This is a genomic window from Yoonia sp. GPGPB17 (genome assembly GCF_037892195.1).
Classification (GTDB): domain Bacteria; phylum Pseudomonadota; class Alphaproteobacteria; order Rhodobacterales; family Rhodobacteraceae; genus Yoonia.
This window is the reverse complement of sequence record NZ_JATACI010000002.1, coordinates 2,809,701-2,828,817: the sequence shown is the minus strand read 5'-3', so window position 1 is coordinate 2,828,817 and position 19,117 is coordinate 2,809,701. Positions and strand designations below refer to the sequence as shown.

Here is a 19,117-nt window from a genome sequence, read left to right as displayed (position 1 = left end):
AGGAATGCAATTGGAAACCAAATCAAACAGTATGACCGGACGCTAGACTCAAGCCTCTCTATCAAAAAGTGGTTTATTCTCCGACATAGCAGCCAAAGGCCAAAAGGTACGGCTAGAAGAAACCTCAATCATGGAGCTCCCGTTGGGGCGCCCGCGCACTTAAACGCGGGGGCGTGTCATTTACTCCGCAGGGATTGCGGTGTCCTCAATGCTGAGCGGTGCAGGCAGATGCACCAGCATCTCTTTCGGGCAGACCTGCACAAAATGCGCCTTCTCAATGTCCCAATGCTGCAAGATATCGGCGGCCTTCCGGCTGCCTGTCTCTTCCGCATGCCGTTCGATCAGACCCTTTAACTGCGCTTCCCAATGATCCACCGTCACCGGATTTGTCACCAGTGTTTCCATGTTGATCAAATCAACCGCTTCACCTTTTGGGTCATAGATGTAGGACATCCCGCCCGTCATACCGGCACCAAAGTTCGCGCCAATTGAGCCAAGGATCACCGCAACACCGCCAGTCATATATTCGCAACCGTTCGTGCCACAGCCCTCAATCACCACTTTCGCGCCGGAGTTCCGCACTGCGAAACGCTCGCCCGCGCGGCCAGCCGCAAAGAGATAGCCATCGGTGGCCCCGTACAGCACCGTGTTGCCGATAATCGTATTCTCAGACGCGACCAGCGGGCTGACCATTGGCGGACGGACGACAATCGTGCCCCCCGACAGACCTTTCCCTACGTAGTCATTGGCGTCACCCGATACTTCCAGTTTCAACCCCGGTGCAGCAAATGCACCCAGAGATTGCCCGGCGGAACCACGCAGTTTCACCGTCAGGTGGTCAGGTTGCAACGCGTTGCGCATACCAAACTGCTGCACGATATGCGAAGACGTCCGCGTCCCTATCGTCCGCAGCGTGTTCTGCACCGCATAATCCAGCTGCATCTTCTCGCCATCATTGAGGAAGCGCTCTGCGTCCTTCACAATCTGCGCGTCCAGCGTGTCATCGACAGCATTGCGCGGCTTGTTGCGATCATAGTTGATCTTGTTCGCACCATCGACCGTGATGAGCAGCGGGTTGAGGTCCAGATCATCCAGATGCGCCGAACCGCGTGACACCTGCGTCAGCAGATCAGCCCGACCAATCACATCGTCCAAAGACCGCGCGCCGATGGATGCGAGGATTTCGCGTACCTCAGTCGCATAGAAGGTGATCAGGTTCACAACCTTATCGGCATTGCCGGTGAACTTATCCCGCAGCGCCTCATCCTGCGTACACACACCCACGGGGCAAGTGTTCGACTGGCACTGGCGCACCATGATGCACCCCATCGCGATCAGGGCAGCGGTGCCGATCCCATATTCCTCGGCCCCCATCATCGCGGCCATAACAATGTCACGGCCTGTCCGCAGGCCGCCATCGGTGCGCAGCGTAATCCGCTCACGCAGGTTGTTCATGGCCAGCACCTGATGCGCCTCGGTCAGGCCCATTTCCCACGGCAGCCCTGCGTATTTGATCGACGTCGCGGGGGACGCACCTGTGCCGCCATTGTGGCCAGAAATCAGGATCACATCCGCCTTGGCCTTAGCCACACCGGCGGCAATCGTACCGACACCAGAGGACGACACCAGCTTGACCGTTACTTTGCAGCGTGGGTTGATCTGTTTGAGGTCGTAAATCAGCTGCGCCAGATCCTCGATCGAATAGATATCGTGGTGCGGCGGCGGTGAAATCAGCGTCACACCTTTGGTCGAGTGACGCAGACGGGCGATCAGGTCCGTGACCTTCATACCGGGCAACTGCCCACCCTCACCGGGCTTCGCACCCTGGGCGACCTTGATCTCCAGCTCTTCACAAGCATTCAGATATTCAGCGGTCACCCCAAAGCGACCGGATGCCACCTGCTTGATCTTAGCGGACGGGTTGTCGCCATTAGGTTCCGGGTGGAAATGTGCCGGGTCTTCACCGCCCTCGCCGCTGTCAGACTTGGCCCCAATGCGGTTCATCGCAACGTTCAGTGTTTTATGCGCCTCGGGTGACAGCGCACCCAAGGACATGCCGGGGGTCACAAAACGCTTACGGATGGCAGTAATGCTTTCGACCTCTTCAATCGGGATCTCCTTGCCCAGCGGCTTGATCGCCAGCAGATCACGCAAATGAATCGGTGGATTTGACTGCATCGACTTAGAGAATTGCTGCCAGAGTGAATAGCTCGCGTTGTTGCAGGCCGCTTGCAGCATATGCATGGTCTGTGCTTCCCACGCATGCTTTTCCCCGGACCGGCGCGCTTTGTAGAAACCGCCTATTGGCAGAACATCAGACGCACCCTTCCAGCCGCGCGCATGAACCTCTTCCACCTTCGTCTGGATACCTGACGTCCCAATCCCGGAAATGCGCGAATGCATACCGGGGAAGTACTCGGCGACCATTGCGCGACTCAGGCCAACGGCCTCGAAGTTCAGACCGCCGCGGTAGGACGACAACACCGAAATCCCCATCTTCGACATGATCTTCAGCAGACCCGCATCGATCGCGGCGCGATAACGGATCATCGCATCGGTCAGCGTACCGTCAATCAAACCGCGACGCAGGCGATCTGCAATAGAATCCTGCGCCAGATAAGCGTTCACGGTGGTCGCACCGCAGCCGATCAACACCGCAAAATAATGCGGATCAATACATTCAGCACAGCGCACATTGATCGAACAGAAGGTCCGCAAGCCTTTCGCCGTCAAACCAGAATGCACCGCAGACGTCGCCAGAATCATCGGCATCGCGACCTGGTCCTGCGACTGGTTCTGATCGGTCAGCACAATGTGACCGGCGCCAGAACGCACAGCATCTTCCGCCTCATCGCGGATGCGCTGCAAACCTGCATTCAACGCACCGGGACCGGGCTCAAACAAGCAATCAATGACGGCCACGTTGTCGCCGAAGTGCGTGACCATCTCATCAAATTCCGCATTGCCCACGAATGGGCTGGAAAGCTGTAAAATCTCGGTCTGTGAGCTGTCTTCGTCCAGCACGTTCTTGAGGTTACCAAACCGTGTCTTCAGCGACATCACGCGGCTTTCGCGCAGGCTGTCGATTGGCGGGTTTGTCACCTGAGAAAAATTCTGACGGAAGAAATGCGACAACGGCCGATAAGTCTTGGACAGCACCGCTGACGGCGTATCGTCGCCCATTGATGCGATCATTTCTTTGCCGTCTTCCGCCATTGGTGCAAGGACCTGCTCCAGTTCTTCGATGCTGTAGCTTAGCAGCCACCTGACGGGTGCGTAGCTCGGCACCGTCAAACAACGCTTTTTCGGGCACGTCACGCATGATGTCATTCAGATCGACAACCTTCTTGACCCATGCGCCAAACGGCTGCGCCGCGGCCAGCTTGTCTTTCAATTCCTCATCGTGGAACAAGCGGCCCTCTTGCATATCCACGGCGATCATCTGGCCGGGACCAAGCGCGCCCTTCTCGACCACGGTCGCCTCATCAACGGGCACCATGCCAACCTCGGACCCGGCCACCAGCAAGCCATCGCCTGTCACGACATAACGCAGCGGGCGCAGCCCGTTCCGGTCCAGACCACCGCAGACCCAGCGGCCATCAGTCATGGCCAGGGCAGCCACCCATCCCAAGGCTCCATCACTGCGTTGCAATAACCGTACATATCCTGCCACGCCTGCGGCATTTCTACCGCCTGCTGAGACCACGCCTCTGGCACCATCATGGTTTTCGCCATCGGCGCCGTACGGCCAGCACGGACCAGCACTTCAAACACAGAATCCAAAGCTGATGAGTCAGACGCACCCGACGGGATGATCGGCTTGATGTCTTCCGCCTTTTCGCCGAACGCATTCGACGCCATACGAATTTCGTGGCTCTTCATCCAATTGACGTTGCCCTTTAGGGTGTTGATCTCACCATTATGGGCCAACATGCGGAATGGCTGGGCAAGCGACCACTGCGGGAATGTGTTGGTGGAATAGCGCTGGTGGTAGATGGCAAAGGCGCTTTCGAACCGCGCATCCATCAGATCGGGATAGAATTCCGCCACCTGTTCGGCCAGCATCATACCTTTGTAGATCAGCGAGCGACAGGACAGCGAACAGACATACATACCGCCAATACCTGCGGCGGTCGCTGCCTTCTCGATCCGGCGGCGGATGATGTAAAGCTCACGCTCGAACTGTTCCTCATCCAGACTCTTTTCATCACGGATCAGGATTTGCTCAATCTCGGGCCGTGTCGCGTTGGCCTTGTCACCCAGCACCTCGGTGTTCACAGGTACATGGCGCCAGCCGTAAATGTAGTGGCCCATGCGCAAGACTTCGGTTTCGACAATCGTGCGGCATTGCTCTTGCGCTGCAAAGTCGGTGCGGGGCAGGAAGATCTGACCGACCGCAATCAGGTGATCCTGATCAGGCTCATGACCGGTGCGCTGAATCTGATCGTAGAAAAACGGCACCGGAATCTGCACATGAATACCCGCACCATCACCGGTCTTGCCGTCTGCATCAACAGCACCGCGGTGCCAAACGGCTTTAAGAGCATCAATACCCTTTTCAACAACACCGCGGGACGGGGTGCCATCAATCGACACGACAAGACCCACACCACAAGAGGCATGCTCATCATCATCCTTGTAGAGGCCATTTTCAGCCGTCCACTGACGCTTGGCTTCTTCGGCGGCGACCCAAGTTTCGTCATATGTTGTCATGTGCATTTCCTTTCGAGGAGGAGCCATCACACGGATGGGCTTGATGTTCAGGTCTTAAGAGATCGCGACGCCGCAACCGTGCTTTGGGCTGCTGCTCAGGAACCCCGGCTCACTGGGATAGATGAACTCGACAGGGCGGTTGCTTTGCTCAAACGCGCCGTTGGGCGTTGTCACTGTGCCCGTCCCGGCAATGAACATGCGCCAATTCCGGCTGATGAATTCATTGCCCTTGGAGGACCAAACTTCGTTGCCCGCATCATCAAAGGCGGTGATGTCATAGGTCGTCTCGGCGAGTGTCACACCGTCAATGGTGATTTCACGGCCTGTCAGCGTGTCTTGACCCACATAGCGTGTCGTGCCGATCTCGTCGGAAAATGTGCGGAAATCGTAGTCATCCACACCACTTTCGATCAGATCAGACAGCGACGCAGGTTCGGCCGGGTTGCTTTCCAACGCCTCACGATGACCGCTCATCACATGAAAGCTGCTGATCCACTGGGTTTCGCGGTCAATCTCGCCCACGTAAGTCACACCGCGTTCGTCAAGACTGACGCGGCGCTGATGCCCCTCCGGATCGCCTTCACAGGTAAAGTGGTGGTCGACCTGACAGCTTTCGCTTTGGATCGTCAGGTAAGCGTCACAACCGCCCGGCAGGCTGAATGTGGCAGGTCCGTCCTGCGCGACGGCAGGGGCAGCCAGTGCGACGAGTGCAAGCGCGACCCTCATGGCTGGTACCCCGATTCAATCACGTTGCATTCGTACTTTGGACGGTCTGCAAAAAAGCCGCTTTCACCGGGATAGATAAATTCAACCGGGGACATATCGATGACTTGGTCGGGGTTATCCTGCGGCCAGCTTTCGCCAAAAAAGAACATGCGGTGCTTTTCGCTGACAAACTGGCGTCCGTTGCTGGCATCAATCTCATTGCCGTCGGCATCAATCGTGCGGCCCTGATACTCGGTCTCGAACAGGATCTCGCCGTCAATCTCAGTCGTCTCACCTGTCAGTAGGTCATATCCGACGTTGCGCTCAGTGCCATCTTCGGTTTCCAGCGTGAAGTCCCACGTATCGATCTGTGTGTCGAACAGTTCGGTCAACGATGCGGGGTCATCGGCAGGCGTGATCAAACGCTCATTGCCGGTAACTTTATAGGCCTCGATCCATTGGAATTCGGCGTCAACTTTCTGCACGCTGAACACACCGCCCTGCGTCAACAGTGCGATCCACTGATCACCGGGATCATCGGCATCGCACTGCCAGATGTTCGTCATGACGCAGCCCTTGTTCTGCACGGTCAGGATCGCCTCACACCCCTCGGGCGCGGCAAAGCTTTGCTGGGCAGTGGCGGGTGCGGCCGCAGCCAATGCTGTCAGGATCATCCAAGGTTTCATCATTCTTTAACCCTTCAGGTCAGTATTGGTGACGTATATGGTGCGGAGTGTACTTACGCTGTGTGTACGGGATGTGTACGCGTTGCATATCACTCGGCGGCGACGCTGGCCGTCTGACCCAGATACTCCAACATTGCGGTTGCGGCGTCACGGCCATCACGGATTGCCCAGACAACAAGCGAAGCGCCGCGCACGATATCACCGGCGGCATAAACGCCCTCAAGGCTGGTCTTACCTGTGTTGAAGTCCGCCTTCACGGTGCCCCAACGGGTCACTTCCAGCCCATCAACACCCCACAACTTCGGCAAGTCCTCGGGTTCAAAGCCCAGCGCCTTGATGACGATATCCGCGCCTTCGACATAGTCGGACCCCTCAATCAACTCTGGTGCCTGACGGCCCGTCGCATCCGGCGCACCAAGGCGCATCTTCTGCACCTTCACACCGGTGACGGCGTCACCTTCGAAACCGTTGGGTGCAGAAAGCCAGACGAATTCAACGCCCTCCTCCTCGGCATTCTGCACCTCGCGCTGCGATCCGGGCATATTGGCGCGGTCGCGGCGGTATAAGCATTTGACGCTTTCCGCACCCTGACGCACAGCTGTGCGCACACAATCCATTGCGGTGTCACCACCACCGATAACAACCACACGCTTGCCGTCTGCGTTCAGTTCACCGCTGTCAAATTCGGGCACATCGTCGCCGAAACTCTTGCGATTGCTTGCGGTCAGATAATCAATCGCATCAACAATGCCTTCGGCACCGGAATCCGGCAGGTCCCGTGTTTTATAGACGCCTGTGGCGATCAGCACCGCATCATGCTTGCCACGGATCGCATCAAATGACAGGTCCTCGCCCACATTGCAATTCAACACAAACTGCACGCCGCCATCTTCCAGCTGCGCCATGCGCTGCATGACAATATCTTTTTCAAGCTTGAAGCCGGGGATGCCATAGGTCAGCAACCCGCCGCCACGATCATAGCGGTCATAGACCGTAACCTGCACGCCCTGACGACGCAGCATATCAGCGGCAGCCAAACCACCGGGGCCAGCACCGATGATGCCCACACTTTCACTCCGTTCTAGGTGCGGGCGGATCGGCTTGACCCAGCCTTCTTCGAACGCGGTGTCGGTGATGTATTTCTCGACTGAGCCGATAGTCACGGTGCCATGACCCGACTGTTCAATCACACAGTTGCCTTCGCACAGGCGATCCTGTGGACAAATGCGGCCACAGATTTCAGGAAATGTGTTGGTTGCCTGGCTCAACTCATAGGCTTCCTCCAACCGGCCTTCGGCGGTCAGGCGCAACCAATCGGGGATATTATTGTGCAACGGGCAATGGGTCTGGCAGTAAGGCACACCACACTGGCTGCACCGGCTGGCCTGCTCGGCGGCCTTGTCACGGGCGTACTCTGCGTAAATCTCACCAAAGTCTTCTTTGCGCAGGTTAGGCGGACGCTTCTCGGGCATATCCCGCTCGACCTTAGTAAACGTCAACATCTTCTGACCAGCCATGGCTACTCTCCCGTTTGGCGAGGCGAGCCGCCTTTTAAAACGCGGCAAGTGAAATGAAAAGGCAGCATTACTGACCCATATGCAAGAAAATCAACCGCCTCGCAATGCCTAACGGCATAAATTATCAAAATTTAGGTCCGCTTTGATACCCATATCGCCTCTTTCCCCAAGAAATGGGGCGGTTAGGTTGAACCCGACGAATCAAAGACCGGATCAATGACGACATTTCACCTGCTTCTTATCGCCCTGATTCAGGGGATCACCGAGTTCTTGCCAGTGTCTTCATCCGGACATCTGATCCTTTTGCCGTCCCTGTCAGGCATGAACGACCAAGGCCAAGTCATTGACGTCGCGGCGCATGTTGGCACGCTCGCTGCGGTCATTCTTTACCTCTGGTCTGACGTGAAACTGGCCCTTGGCGGCCTGCTCCGCCTGATACGCGGCAAGATCGACACCCAAGGCGCATTCCTCGCGCTTTGCCTGATCATTGCCACGGTGCCGGTAATCGTCGTCGGCCTGATCCTGAAAGTCACCGGACTATCAGATGCCATGCGTGGGATTGCCGTCATCGGCTGGGCGATGATCATCTTTGGCGTGCTGCTGTACTGGGCTGACCAGAACGGCCCAACCGAAAAGACCGCCCCGCAGTGGTCACTGAAAGACGCCTTCCAAATGGGGTTATGGCAGGCGGTCGCCCTGATCCCTGGCACATCGCGCTCGGGCATCACCATCACGGCGGGGCGGATGCTGGGCTATACCCGTTCAGACGCTGCCAAGCTGGCCATGCTGATGTCGATCCCGACGATTATTGCGTCGGCCGCATTGCTGGGACTCGACGTAATCAGCACGGGCGACACAGGCGAAATACGCGACATCGGCATTGTCATCGCAATGTCATTTGCGGCGGCACTTCTGGCACTGACACTGATGATGCGCCTGCTGAAATCCGTCAGCTTCACACCCTATGTGATCTACCGGATCGGACTGGGGGTCGTGCTACTGTGGATTGCCTATGCTTAAGTCTTCAGGTTTTTAGCCGACTCTTTGATCGCGTCGTACTGACCCGACGGACGAAAACGCCACAGATAATCGGGGAGCACAGCCTCCATCGCCGTTGGACGCATACCCAACGCATCAAAGCCACGCGCACCTTCTGAAACGACATTATCAACGGCCAGATTGATCACCTGATCCTTGGTCACAGGCCCTTTGACCAAACCTAAGGTCACCGCGCGGCCAATGCCAAACGCGGTCGCCATAATCCGGGCGATCCAGAATGGCGTATTCACGATCAAACGACGGCGGCGGATGACAGCCAGCATCAACTGCATCAGCTCGCGGAACGTGTGCACATCCGGGCCGCCAAGTTCATAAATACCACCTTCGGCCTCGCCCTGCACACCTTTGACAGCTGCCGCCGCAACATCGTCAACATAGACCGGTTGGAAACGGGTATTGGCACCAATCACTGGCAGAACGGGGCCAAGCCGGGACATACCAGCGAAGCGGTTGAAGAACTGATCCTCTGGACCAAAAATGATAGACGGACGCAGGATCACCGCATCTGGCATATTTTCCTGCACGCCAACTTCACCAGCGGCCTTTGTCTTGGAATACACGCTTGCAGCTTCGGCATCGGCGCCAATAGCCGAGATATGAACCATACGCGCCACGCCATGGGCAGCTGCGACACGGGCGATACGTTCGGCGCCCTCAGCCTGAACAGCTGCAAATGTGTTCTTGCCAACCTCATCCAACACACCGACGCAGTTCACAACCGCATCAGCACCGTCCATGACAGCAGCAACGCTGGCATCATCGCGAATGTTGCAAAAAACCGGCTCCACCTGTCCGACAACGCCGTAGGGGCGCACAAACATCGCTTCATTGACGTTGCGGACGGCGACACGCACACGCCAACCCTCTTTCGCCAGACGGCGGGCAATGTAGCGGCCGACAAAACCGGATCCGCCGAAGATGGTAACAAGCTGAGACATTGCGGTGGCCTTTAGATAAGTAGCTGCCCCGGGTTTACCCCTCGGCGCCACCTTAAGACAAGGCGCAATGGCAATGAATCAAACAGCCATTACTTTTTTGTACTCGAATCGCGTTGACAGAACCTGGATCGGCGCGTAAATCGCCCGGACGTGACCTGCCCAGGTGGCGGAATTGGTAGACGCGCCAGCTTCAGGTGCTGGTGTCTGTATGGACGTGGAGGTTCGAGTCCTCTCCTGGGCACCAATACTCCCCGTAAATTGCTGAATTTATTCAGAAGTTTTTGATGGAGAATTTCCAGACCCCCATTTAGTCCACCCTTTCTGCCGAGATGCTATGTGCCCTTATGTTCCGCTAGGCGCATGTTGATTGAATCAGCGGAAGGTTTTGACTTAGCATACAGACCTCTCGGGAGACTTGTCGAAACCTGAGAGCATCGCGTTGCTCTCCAATCATGGAGAACATCGTGATGAGGATACTTTCAAAACGTCAGGTGAAGGAGCTTGTTCTGTACTCACCCCAACACATAGCCCGGCTGGAGAAGGCAGGCCAATTCCCTAAGCGGGTACCGCTGGGTCCGAACCGGGTGGGCTGGGTTGAGAGTGAAGTGCAGGACTGGATTCAAAAGCGCCTGGCGCAGCGAGAAAAACCAAACCGACACTCCTGATTTCAGGAGCTGGGTGGCCGGGGTTGCAAACCCGGCCATCCGTTTTTCTTAGTCACCAACCACTTGAGGTTGTTCGAGAATATCTTGAAATTTTAGCGTCGTGCTGGAGGGTTGAAGGTGCTGTTCCAAAGGCTTCATTGCGAGCTTTAGAGGCATCTGACCAGCAATGCCGCTGAAGACACAAGTTCCGGTTGGTAGGGTGGGGATGGATTCTTCGGTGATCTTGTCGATGTAAGAAACTGCACTGGCGATTGATTGTAAGTCTTTCTGATTGATCAGACGGTGAATGAAATAGTTGTGCGCCTGTGAGGTGATTGTCGGTGAAATGTCACTCGGACGCTGGCTTGCAATAGTGACGAACACACCAAACTTGCGCCCCTCTTTCACGATTTCCTCAAACGTCTCAAGCCGGTAGTCTTTCCAGCTTTCAGCTTCGCGGGATGACTCGCGCGACAAGATGTTGTGCGCTTCGTCGATAACAATGTTTAGCGACTTCCGGGCACCTAATTTCTTGTGCTCCTGATACACTTTGCGACAGATCAGCAAAGGGATCGTCTTCTTCATCTCAAGGTTCACGTCATGTAGATTGATCACGACGACATTGTTAGCAAAGAGATCGCCAGCAATAACCGGGTCGAATATCTTTCGAATATCCGCTTGTTTGCTTTTAAGCTTGTTGATCGCCGGAGCAATGTGATCGTTCTGAGCGCGGTTCGACAGGACATCATAAATTAGCTGAATGTATCCAAATGTTACAAAATCAGAGATGATATCATTAGCGAATTCAAATTGAGCGACATGACCATAGACTGTTGTGTTTTCTATGTAATCGGGGTTCTGCTTGAGAAATACGTTCCCTAGTTTGAACTCGGCCGAGTTATTGTGCCAGTCGAGGTCAGCCGCAAGTTCAACCGCATCACCATGCTCGTCTTCTTCCGGCAATACCTGCCTCAAGTAGTCCATCAAGAGGTCAGCTCGTATCTTGTCTGACATCTGCAGAATTTGTTTTACTTGGTTGCGAAGGATGTTTCGCGTGTGTTCAAGCGGCTCGTCACCGTCCAAGACACGCTTTTGTAGTTTAAGTGCGCGACGGAGAAATGGCTTCTGAGTCTTTTCAGTTGCATCAGCCACAATTGAAAGCATCTCGATATCCAAGAGCCCAGTGTCCGACAAAGGAATTTTATCTCCTGTGTCATTGCGAGTTGATAGGTTGTACACCTGCTTTTGGGTGGTCAGACAATCGTTGCTGGCGTATTCACCGTTAAAATCGAAAATTAGAACACGGCTGTTTGCGTCAAATGCCACCTCGTTGTTTGCTCGCATGGTGTCGATAAAGCCTTGATACAAAGATGCGAGCGTGTTTGATTTCCCGCTGCCTGTGTTTCCAAAAATCGCAATGTGGCTGTTCATCAACGTATCGATTGGCAGGTTGATGTCGTAGCCCTCGTATTCTGAGGTTGCGACACTCATGGATAGGGTAGACGAGACGGTAAGGTCATGAACTTGATGAACCTTTTCCTTGGTCAGAAGGAAGGCTTCGTTGCCAACAAGCGGCAGCTCTTTTGTTCCGCCGAAGAATGTCCCTGATCTATCAAGAAAGCCCACTAATGCGATGGTAAGTGTTCGCTTGACCTGCGCGGCAGGTTTTCCCTCTTCGCCATGTTTGAGGTCAGGCACGGCGTTCTCGCCCTCGACCCGGCCAATGAGACTAATGAACCCTTTGCGGATATCGATGTAACTCCCAACAGCCACGTTGCGAATCAAATCGCCGTCAAAGAAAAGCTCAGAGAGGTTCTTGTCGGCATCGACGCCCAACGAAATTCGACGCCCAGTTACTGCCGTAACCTCGCCGATACGGAGTACAGCCTCTTTTTGCAGTCGGGCATCACTCATAGGCTGTCAATTTCAGACGCTATTGACGCGAGCAGTTTGTTGAGCTCGGTGAAACCAAGTCTGGCGCCGTCAACGGGGGCTACAATGAGCACGTTGCGCTGTTGCTTAAACATTTCGGCGTATGTCTCCGCACCTTCGGCACTGTATGAGAAGACAATCAGTTGGGCGGTTGGGTTGCGCAACGCTCGACGTGTAATATCGAGTATGTGCTCGTCGGCAAACGAAAATCCGAATGCGACCAGCAACGCATTTTCTCGTTCAAGGGCATTGGAAAATAGACGGAGTAAATCAAAGTACACCCGGTCGAGTAGCGTCGATTCAAACTTCCGAATGTTTGGCAAGATCAAAGCTCGTTGTTTCAATGAAGCGATGACTTTTTCGGGGTTCGCTTTGTCAACATCAGAAAGTCCAGCAGGTCTTCTCGGTTCGAAGACGATGCTTTCTTGGTTATTTCGCCCCCAGCTCAACGAACCATGTATCTTAATCAGATTGAACGTGGGTACTTCAGCTTGATGATTGTAAACGCTGCCAGACCGATAGGTGCGGTCAAAGTACTTCTCTGGCGCAAACCTAAATGCATCTGTCAGGCCGGTGGCTCGGTCAAAGCCATCATTCAAGATAAAGCCAGAAAGAGCATCAGCGCTTCGTTCAAAAAACATGTCGTAGTTTGTTGTGAAAAGGTTTGCTTGCCGAGATAGCAAGTTAGTTTTTCGTTCGAAGAGTATTCGGTCAACGTTGCTGAGAAAACCAAGATATGCATTAAAAGTCGTTTTGGCGTCGCCATCAACCATATCCGCCACAATGTCTTCATTGGCGTCTTCGATCTCTTCAATGAACTTTAATGCTGCAAGGTTGGCAGCTGCTACGTCTCCAGCTTCTATGAGATCGTTGATTTCCTTTTCGATGTTACCCGCAACACTAATTGCAGGCATCGAGGCACCGGAACCGACTAGGAAGTTTAAGTTTCCAGATTGAACATACGAAGCCAATGTCTTGCCCACGTCTCCACTCTGATCAGTAAGTACAGTTGTTTTTGCCATTAGGAGTTTTCTGGATTATTTTAGCAGTTTTCGAGCGATCGCGGCAGCTATGCCATCGTACGACCTTAACACTTCTTGATTGTAAAGCTTAAATTCACCAAGTGTAAGCGTTGTGTGAAGTTGAGCTTGAAGGCAATCAAGATAGCTGCTCTAGGCTCTAGAACATATTGTGAACATCTGGCAGGTAAGCTAAAGACTGTTGCACCGGATTCCGCAACCTGTTGTATATGTGTGAAGGAGGGCCCGCTACATGCTGACATCTTTAGAACTTTGTGCGGGAGCCGGTGGCCAAGCGCTTGGCCTTGAGAAAGCAAAGTTCCAACATCAAGCCTTGGTCGAGATTGACAAGCACTGTTGTAACACGTTGCGGCACAACCGACCTAAGTGGAACGTCCTAGAAGAAGACATGCGCCACTTCAAAGAGGATGCGGCGCAGTACCAGGGCGCCGACCTCCTTGCTGGCGGTCTGCCGTGCCCTCCGTTCTCCAAGGCGGGCAAGCAACTCGGTCAAGAAGATGAGCGCAATCTTTTCGACGATGCCATCGATATCATTGATGTCGTGCGCCCACGAGCGATCATGATTGAGAACGTTCGCGGTTTTTTGGACGCTGTGTTCGAAGACTACCGCCTGCATCTCAAGAAACAGCTCAAGAAGCTAGGGTACCATTCTGAGCCTAAGCTCCTGAACGCCTCCGATTATGGCGTGCCGCAGCTTCGTCCTCGCGTTGTCATCATGGCCATCGAAGAAAGTCGAGTAGAACATTTTTCGTGGCCGGAGCCTGCGAAAAGAAAGCCCAGGACGGTTGGCCAAACTCTGAAACGCATGATGTCAGAAAATGGCTGGCAGGGCGTTGACTCGTGGGTGAAACAAGCCAACGAGATCGCCCCGACAATCGTTGGAGGCAGCAAGAAACATGGCGGTCCCGACCTTGGGCCAACCCGTGCCCGCAAAGCCTGGGCATCGCTGGGCGTGGAAGGGCGAACAATTGCACCGGAAGCCCCTCATCGAGACCACATTGGTATGCCACGTTTGACTGTTCCGATGGTGGCGAAACTGCAGGGGTTCCCGGACAGTTGGCACTTCACTGGCGCCAAGACCAACGCATATAGGCAGGTAGGAAACGCCTTTCCGCCGCCAGTTGCCGAAGCGGTAGGCAAGCAGCTTCATGTCGCGCTATCCGCAAGGACTCTGTACGCAGTGGCGTAGCGGACAAAGAAACGCCAGCCTTTTCAACCATTTAGACTCCACAACACCAACAAATGCCGTCAATGATGCGGCATGAAGATGTTGCCGTCAGTAGTGATGCCTGGTCATCCAGACTTCGAAGAGCTGGCCAGAATTCGTGACGGCATCTTCGATATCGCTGGCGGCGATGCGGAAATACAAGATGCGTTCCCACAAGCCGTTCGTGATGCCATCGACTTTGTCCTGGACCCAATTCGAACTGGACGCACTGAAATCCGTGAACTGGACAACGTAGAGAAGACCTTCGTCGGGTTGAAGATCGAACACTACGTGCGCGATATTCTGGGTGCTCCCAAGGGGATTCGTGATTTGGTCATCGGAAACCGGGACGTAGATATCAAGAACACCCTCGACAATAGCTGGATGATTCCACCCGAAACGTACCGTGACGAGGGACCATGCCTGGTCATCAACTCAAAGGAAGATGAGAGCCGATGCTGGATGGGGGTCATGCTAGCTCGGGAGCAATATCTCAATGCGCCCAATCGAGACGGAAAGAGGGGCGTCAAATCAGGTGCCGTGGAGAATGTCTTGTGGTTAGCAGAAGGCGCAGGCTTTCCGCCATCAGTGTGGCGAGCATTCGATATGGCAGCGTTTCGAGAGCTTAGGAAGTTGCAGCCAGGCACCGCGCGCGCCTCCGAGTTTTTCCGACAAAACCTGGAGAAGCCGGTCCCACGAGAGGTGGTCGAGGCGCTCTTGTTTGACCAGGACGATCCGATGAAACGCCTGAGGAAAAACCAGGGTGCACGAGGCGTGCTGGGTCCAGAAGGAATAGCGTTGTTGTCGGACACCTTTGGCAACGGTCTTTTGCAGGAGCTTGGCCGAGGCAAACTCCCGCCCAGAACGTTCATGGCGATTGTCCCTCGCAATGAGGTTGAGCGACAAAAGCTAGTACAAATTGGCGCGATCTATATATGATCTGTGCCTTTGAGAGAGACTACAATGTGAGCCTGACTCAACCCTGGGTTATCTTTCTTAGATTGCCATATCTTCAGGCGTCTTGCCTGCAGCCATCGCAGCCTCAAACCAGTCTGGCTGACGCCCTTTGCCTGTCCAGGTCTTTGCCTTGTCATCAGGATTGGCGTACTTTGGCGCACCCAACTTTTTGGCTTTTTTGGCCGCACGCCTCTTTGGTTTGTCTGATGCAACACCTCCGCCGGTGAGCTCCGACAAAGAGAATCCGTGAGCTTTGGCGGCTTTCTCGGCAGCGACCAAAGCCTCTTTCATCTCCGTCTTTACCACCCGCGCAAGCGCTTTCTCAACATTCACTTTGAGTTTTTCGAGGTCTTTTCTGGTCATTGATTTGAGATCAATCGACATAGGTGTATAGCCCGTGTCTTTCTGGTCAATGAGCGCCTTCTCACGGATCGCGGCCTTATCCAGCGCAGTGCCATCGGCGAAGATGATCTCTTCGATGTCGCGCGAGCTGCTGGAGAACTGGTCCGTGACGGTCACCGTCTCCGCACCGGTGTTCATTACCAGATCGCCACCGCTGTTGTGAGAGAAAGTGACATCACCGGCATTCAGATCGGTGAAGACAAAGGTGTCGTCGCCGTTGCCATTCTCCCGGATGGTGTAAGATCCATCACCTGCCGTGTGCTCATAGCTATCGGCCTCATTGAAGCCGCGAATGTAGCCCGTGTCTCTGGTCAATCAGCGCCTTCGCGCGGATGCCCGCCTTGTCAAGAACAGTGCCGTCGGCGAAGACGATCTCCTCGATATCCCGGCTACTGGTGGAAAACTGATCAATCACTGTGATCGTTTCGGCACCAATGCTGATTACCAGATCGCCTCCGCTGTTGTGCGAGAAGGACATATCGACAGCGTTTGAGTCCGTGAACACCAACGTATCGTCGCCATTGCCATCTTCACGGATAGTGTCAGATCCATCACCGGCTTGATAGAAATAGACGTCCGATGATGAACTACCATAGATGTAGTCATCACCGCCGCCCGCATCGATGAGCGAGCCCGCTGTTGCTGACAAAGTTTCGGCTTGCAGACGTGCCATCAACGGTTTGCTCCGCGCCACTTTGACGGGCCGCATACAGAAACCCAGCAGTGCTCGAACCAGCATTGGCTACACCGTCTATGAAGTCTGCTCTAAATTGTGCCTCATCCCCGCTTGCGTTCTCAAGTAGCCAGAGCAGCGCTTTGACATCATCGATACTGAAGGTCCCGGCGTCGTAGTCGGCTACAATCTCGCTGAATGATGTCGCGATGTTTACGTCAAAGATGTCAGTGAGAGGGTTGGACAACAGAAGCGCATCAAATGTCGCGTCATCAGAGCTGTTCAACGCCGCATTTGATAGAGCTACCTTTGCAAGGAATTCTGCTGCCATAGTGTCCAACAGGTTTGTCATTCCTTCGGTCATCTGTGCGCCAGCACGTGTTTGCGGGTTTCCGCCACTCCCACCAGCAAAACTTTCATCAAAGACGTTTTCTAGAAACGTCAAATAGCGGGCATCAATGTAGGGGCCACGGCTTCCGGCCGCAACATCGTCTGCATCCCCCCACGCCAAAACGAAGTCTTCAAAAGCTGCTCGGAAGCCTGTAATATCGCCGGACGATGCTTGTGCGACCAAGTTGATTGCTTGTTGTCGCAAGGCGTCGTCTTGAGACAATGCAACCCAACTGGAGGCCAGTGATCCTACCCCCACAAACCCGGGAAGAATGAATGCATCAGCATGATAGGTGAAATCGTCAGGCACCAAAGCGACTGTATCAAGCATATCGCCTTGGAAAAATGCATCAACGACATCCCCAGATGTCCCATCAGCCCAAGTGAAAGTGCTTTCCCAAAGGATATCGTTGCTTAAGCGATTTGATAGTTCGTCGCTGTTGCATTCACCGATATTGACGCAATACCGACTTCAGCTAGTCCGCGCATTTCGCCTGCCTGGCTGATCCCGTCAGAGTTTGCGTCTTGCCAAATTAACAGATCGTCAAATACAGCGTCATCAGCGTTGATAGTGCCGTCGCCGTTACCATCATGCGCGGCCAGCGCGAGGAACCCGTGATCATAACCAGTTTGGTCACCAAATAGTTCGGATCCGTCGTTGATGATCCCATCACCGTCGATATCAAGTGCTAAGAGACCATCATCAGGGGCGACCCAACCGGTCAACTCGGCGAAGCCATTCGCGTCAACGTCGAAGTAAGCCGTGGCGCCGTTGAGTGAGGTGAGTTCAATACCGTCGCCATCAAGGTCGAGAACTAGCGGGGAGTTTGGTGGGTTTTGAAAGTAGTTGGCAAGGTCTTTAAACGCGTCTCCAATAGGATCGCTATCACTCAGAAGATCTTCAAATGGTTCAATGATCCCATCACCATCAAAATCATCATCCGGTGTCAGTAACTCATCATTGTTATTGTCGTAGTAGTTATAGTCATCCCTATCGACGTCGCCATCTCCGTCCAGATCGAACCTTGGATCGTTTCCATTATTATTTATGAAATCATCGTAGTCGAAGCTGTAGCCGTCCTCATCTACAATGGTAGGAATAATTTGACTTGAATCTGATCTGTACAGGCCTATCGGGTCACCTTTGTTCTAAAGTTTGAGTGAATATGTCTACAGTGTCACCAACAGGGGATCCTGGCTGGACTGTATCATGATAAAGTGCGTCAAGGAGCAAGCGGTCGAGCGTGCGATCCTCAACTGGTCGTAAAGTATCATCAAACGTAAAATTAACTGATCCTACTGCATCGTTTAACAGCCCGAGTGACTGAAACATTTCCTCATACAGGCAGTTGAGAATCCAAGTTTCGGGATAGTCGCTACGTACATATGTGGCCGCTGTGTGTATTACGTCATCAGTCGACCAAGCCGAGTAATGGCAATTCTGTTCCTCATCTTTCGCCATTGTGCGCATGAATTGTGGATCAGTTTGTGTCAAAGCGCCTAGAAGAAGCATTTCTTCTAGGCCAACAGTGAATACAAATATATTCCCATGGATCCGGATATCTCGGTCGCCAAGGTTCAAACTTAATCTCAGTTTCCGTTCGTGACCTTCCTCACCGATACGAATAATGCTGACATCTGTTTTACGGTAAAGATCATCAGTGTAATCATTTAAATCAAAGAACTTAACTTCGCCAAAACCGAAGAAATTTTCACGACCCATTTCAATTTCAGCAAGTGTTGATTGGACGAATGCGGGCATACGGGGATCTCTGTAAACCACAACGACATCCGGCGGAGCCAGCCACTTACGTGCCTGCCCTTGTCCGGCGTCAAGTATTGTTTGAGCCTCCGCTGCAAGCCCTATATTTAAGGGGTCGCCTTCAACATCTTGCGCACTGCTTTGAGACCAAATGAGTATCAGCGTGAATGCTAAAATCACGCACCTCATTGCATTGCTTGTGATCAACTGAGTTCCTGTTACTACATTTCGTGTCAGCTAGTTTCATCTCAACTTACGCAACCAACGACGAAGCACAATAGCTAAGATGTCGCCTTAGCCGTGTAAATTGCAAGCTAATTTGCGGCAATCGAACGAAACCTTCATGACGAAGGCTTGTTCTTTCGCATGCAGTTAACGCAGAAGCTTGTCCGATAACGCCTCCCGATTCCGTTTGGCGACGCAAAAGCGGTCGTTGCCCGAAATCTACTAATGGTCCGGTTTGTCCGCAACCTGTGAGTTACCCTGACAAAT

Annotated in this window: 15 protein-coding genes, 1 tRNA gene and 1 pseudogene; 5 read left to right on the top strand and 12 right to left on the bottom strand. The window is 53.8% G+C overall.

The window, feature by feature from the left end; all coding sequences use genetic code 11:
• Nucleotides 1-180: 180 nt before the first annotated feature.
• The 4 genes and pseudogenes from gltB to QTO30_RS14865 all read right to left on the bottom strand — a co-directional run bounded on the left by gltB (nt 181) and on the right by QTO30_RS14865 (nt 7,621).
• Nucleotides 181-4,713, bottom strand: a pseudogene (gene gltB / locus QTO30_RS14880) (glutamate synthase large subunit).
• Nucleotides 4,714-4,767: 54 nt separating this feature from the next.
• Entirely contained in the window at nt 4,768-5,439 is a 672-nt protein-coding gene (locus tag QTO30_RS14875) for a hypothetical protein (protein ID WP_340424880.1), read from the bottom strand.
• Nucleotides 5,436-6,107, bottom strand: a complete 672-nt coding sequence (locus QTO30_RS14870; RefSeq protein ID WP_340424879.1) for a hypothetical protein — start codon at nt 6,105-6,107, stop codon at nt 5,436-5,438. The genes QTO30_RS14875 and QTO30_RS14870 overlap by 4 nt, the downstream gene beginning before the upstream one ends.
• A gap of 86 nt (nt 6,108-6,193) precedes the next feature.
• Nucleotides 6,194-7,621: an NAD(P)-dependent oxidoreductase gene (locus QTO30_RS14865; RefSeq protein WP_340424877.1), complete on the bottom strand. Its 1,428-nt coding sequence runs from the start codon at nt 7,619-7,621 to the stop codon at nt 6,194-6,196.
• Between the two features lie 216 nt (nt 7,622-7,837).
• Here QTO30_RS14865 and QTO30_RS14860 point away from each other — a divergent pair, with 216 nt between their 5' ends.
• On the top strand, nt 7,838-8,641 hold the full coding sequence (locus QTO30_RS14860; RefSeq protein WP_340424876.1) for an undecaprenyl-diphosphate phosphatase: 804 nt from the start codon (nt 7,838-7,840) through the stop codon (nt 8,639-8,641).
• Here QTO30_RS14860 and QTO30_RS14855 read toward each other — a convergent pair.
• Nucleotides 8,638-9,618, bottom strand: a complete 981-nt coding sequence (locus tag QTO30_RS14855; protein ID WP_340424875.1) for a complex I NDUFA9 subunit family protein — start codon at nt 9,616-9,618, stop codon at nt 8,638-8,640. The genes QTO30_RS14860 and QTO30_RS14855 overlap by 4 nt on opposite strands.
• A 157-nt stretch (nt 9,619-9,775) precedes the next feature.
• On the opposite strand from QTO30_RS14855, the gene QTO30_RS14850 reads away from it, so the two are divergent.
• Nucleotides 9,776-9,862: transfer RNA gene (locus QTO30_RS14850), tRNA-Leu, on the top strand.
• A gap of 208 nt (nt 9,863-10,070) precedes the next feature.
• Nucleotides 10,071-10,283 carry a helix-turn-helix transcriptional regulator gene (locus tag QTO30_RS14845; protein WP_340424873.1) on the top strand — a complete coding sequence of 71 codons (213 nt, stop codon included), beginning with the start codon at nt 10,071-10,073 and terminating at the stop codon, nt 10,281-10,283.
• A gap of 48 nt (nt 10,284-10,331) precedes the next feature.
• Here the strand turns inward: QTO30_RS14845 and QTO30_RS14840 are convergent, their stop codons facing one another.
• A complete protein-coding gene (locus tag QTO30_RS14840) occupies nt 10,332-12,176 on the bottom strand; it encodes an ATP-binding protein (RefSeq protein ID WP_340424872.1) in 1,845 nt (614 codons plus the stop codon).
• Nucleotides 12,173-13,177 carry an SIR2 family protein gene (locus QTO30_RS14835; RefSeq protein WP_340424871.1) on the bottom strand — a complete coding sequence of 335 codons (1,005 nt, stop codon included), beginning with the start codon at nt 13,175-13,177 and terminating at the stop codon, nt 12,173-12,175. The genes QTO30_RS14840 and QTO30_RS14835 overlap by 4 nt, the downstream gene beginning before the upstream one ends.
• A 289-nt stretch (nt 13,178-13,466) precedes the next feature.
• Here QTO30_RS14835 and QTO30_RS14830 point away from each other — a divergent pair, with 289 nt between their 5' ends.
• Nucleotides 13,467-14,423 (top strand): DNA cytosine methyltransferase, encoded by a 957-nt coding sequence (locus QTO30_RS14830; RefSeq protein ID WP_340424870.1) that lies wholly within the window; start codon nt 13,467-13,469, stop codon nt 14,421-14,423.
• Between the two features lie 72 nt (nt 14,424-14,495).
• Nucleotides 14,496-15,380, top strand: coding sequence for a NaeI family type II restriction endonuclease (locus tag QTO30_RS14825; protein ID WP_340424869.1), 885 nt, complete (start codon nt 14,496-14,498; stop codon nt 15,378-15,380).
• 57 nt (nt 15,381-15,437) lie between these two features.
• Here the strand turns inward: QTO30_RS14825 and QTO30_RS14820 are convergent, their stop codons facing one another.
• From QTO30_RS14820 to QTO30_RS14800, 5 genes are all read right to left on the bottom strand, one after another.
• Nucleotides 15,438-16,115, bottom strand: coding sequence for an H-NS family nucleoid-associated regulatory protein (locus QTO30_RS14820; RefSeq protein WP_340424867.1), 678 nt, complete (start codon nt 16,113-16,115; stop codon nt 15,438-15,440).
• Nucleotides 16,078-16,449: a calcium-binding protein gene (locus QTO30_RS14815; RefSeq protein ID WP_340424866.1), complete on the bottom strand. Its 372-nt coding sequence runs from the start codon at nt 16,447-16,449 to the stop codon at nt 16,078-16,080. Before QTO30_RS14815 ends, QTO30_RS14820 begins: the two co-directional genes overlap by 38 nt.
• On the bottom strand, nt 16,406-17,194 hold the full coding sequence (locus tag QTO30_RS14810) for a hypothetical protein (RefSeq protein ID WP_340424864.1): 789 nt from the start codon (nt 17,192-17,194) through the stop codon (nt 16,406-16,408). The genes QTO30_RS14815 and QTO30_RS14810 overlap by 44 nt, the downstream gene beginning before the upstream one ends.
• Before the next feature lie 83 nt (nt 17,195-17,277).
• On the bottom strand, nt 17,278-17,589 hold the full coding sequence (locus QTO30_RS14805) for a hypothetical protein (RefSeq protein ID WP_340424863.1): 312 nt from the start codon (nt 17,587-17,589) through the stop codon (nt 17,278-17,280).
• A gap of 412 nt (nt 17,590-18,001) precedes the next feature.
• Nucleotides 18,002-18,805 (bottom strand): DUF2927 domain-containing protein, encoded by an 804-nt coding sequence (locus tag QTO30_RS14800; RefSeq protein ID WP_340424862.1) that lies wholly within the window; start codon nt 18,803-18,805, stop codon nt 18,002-18,004.
• Nucleotides 18,806-19,117 lie beyond the last annotated feature (312 nt).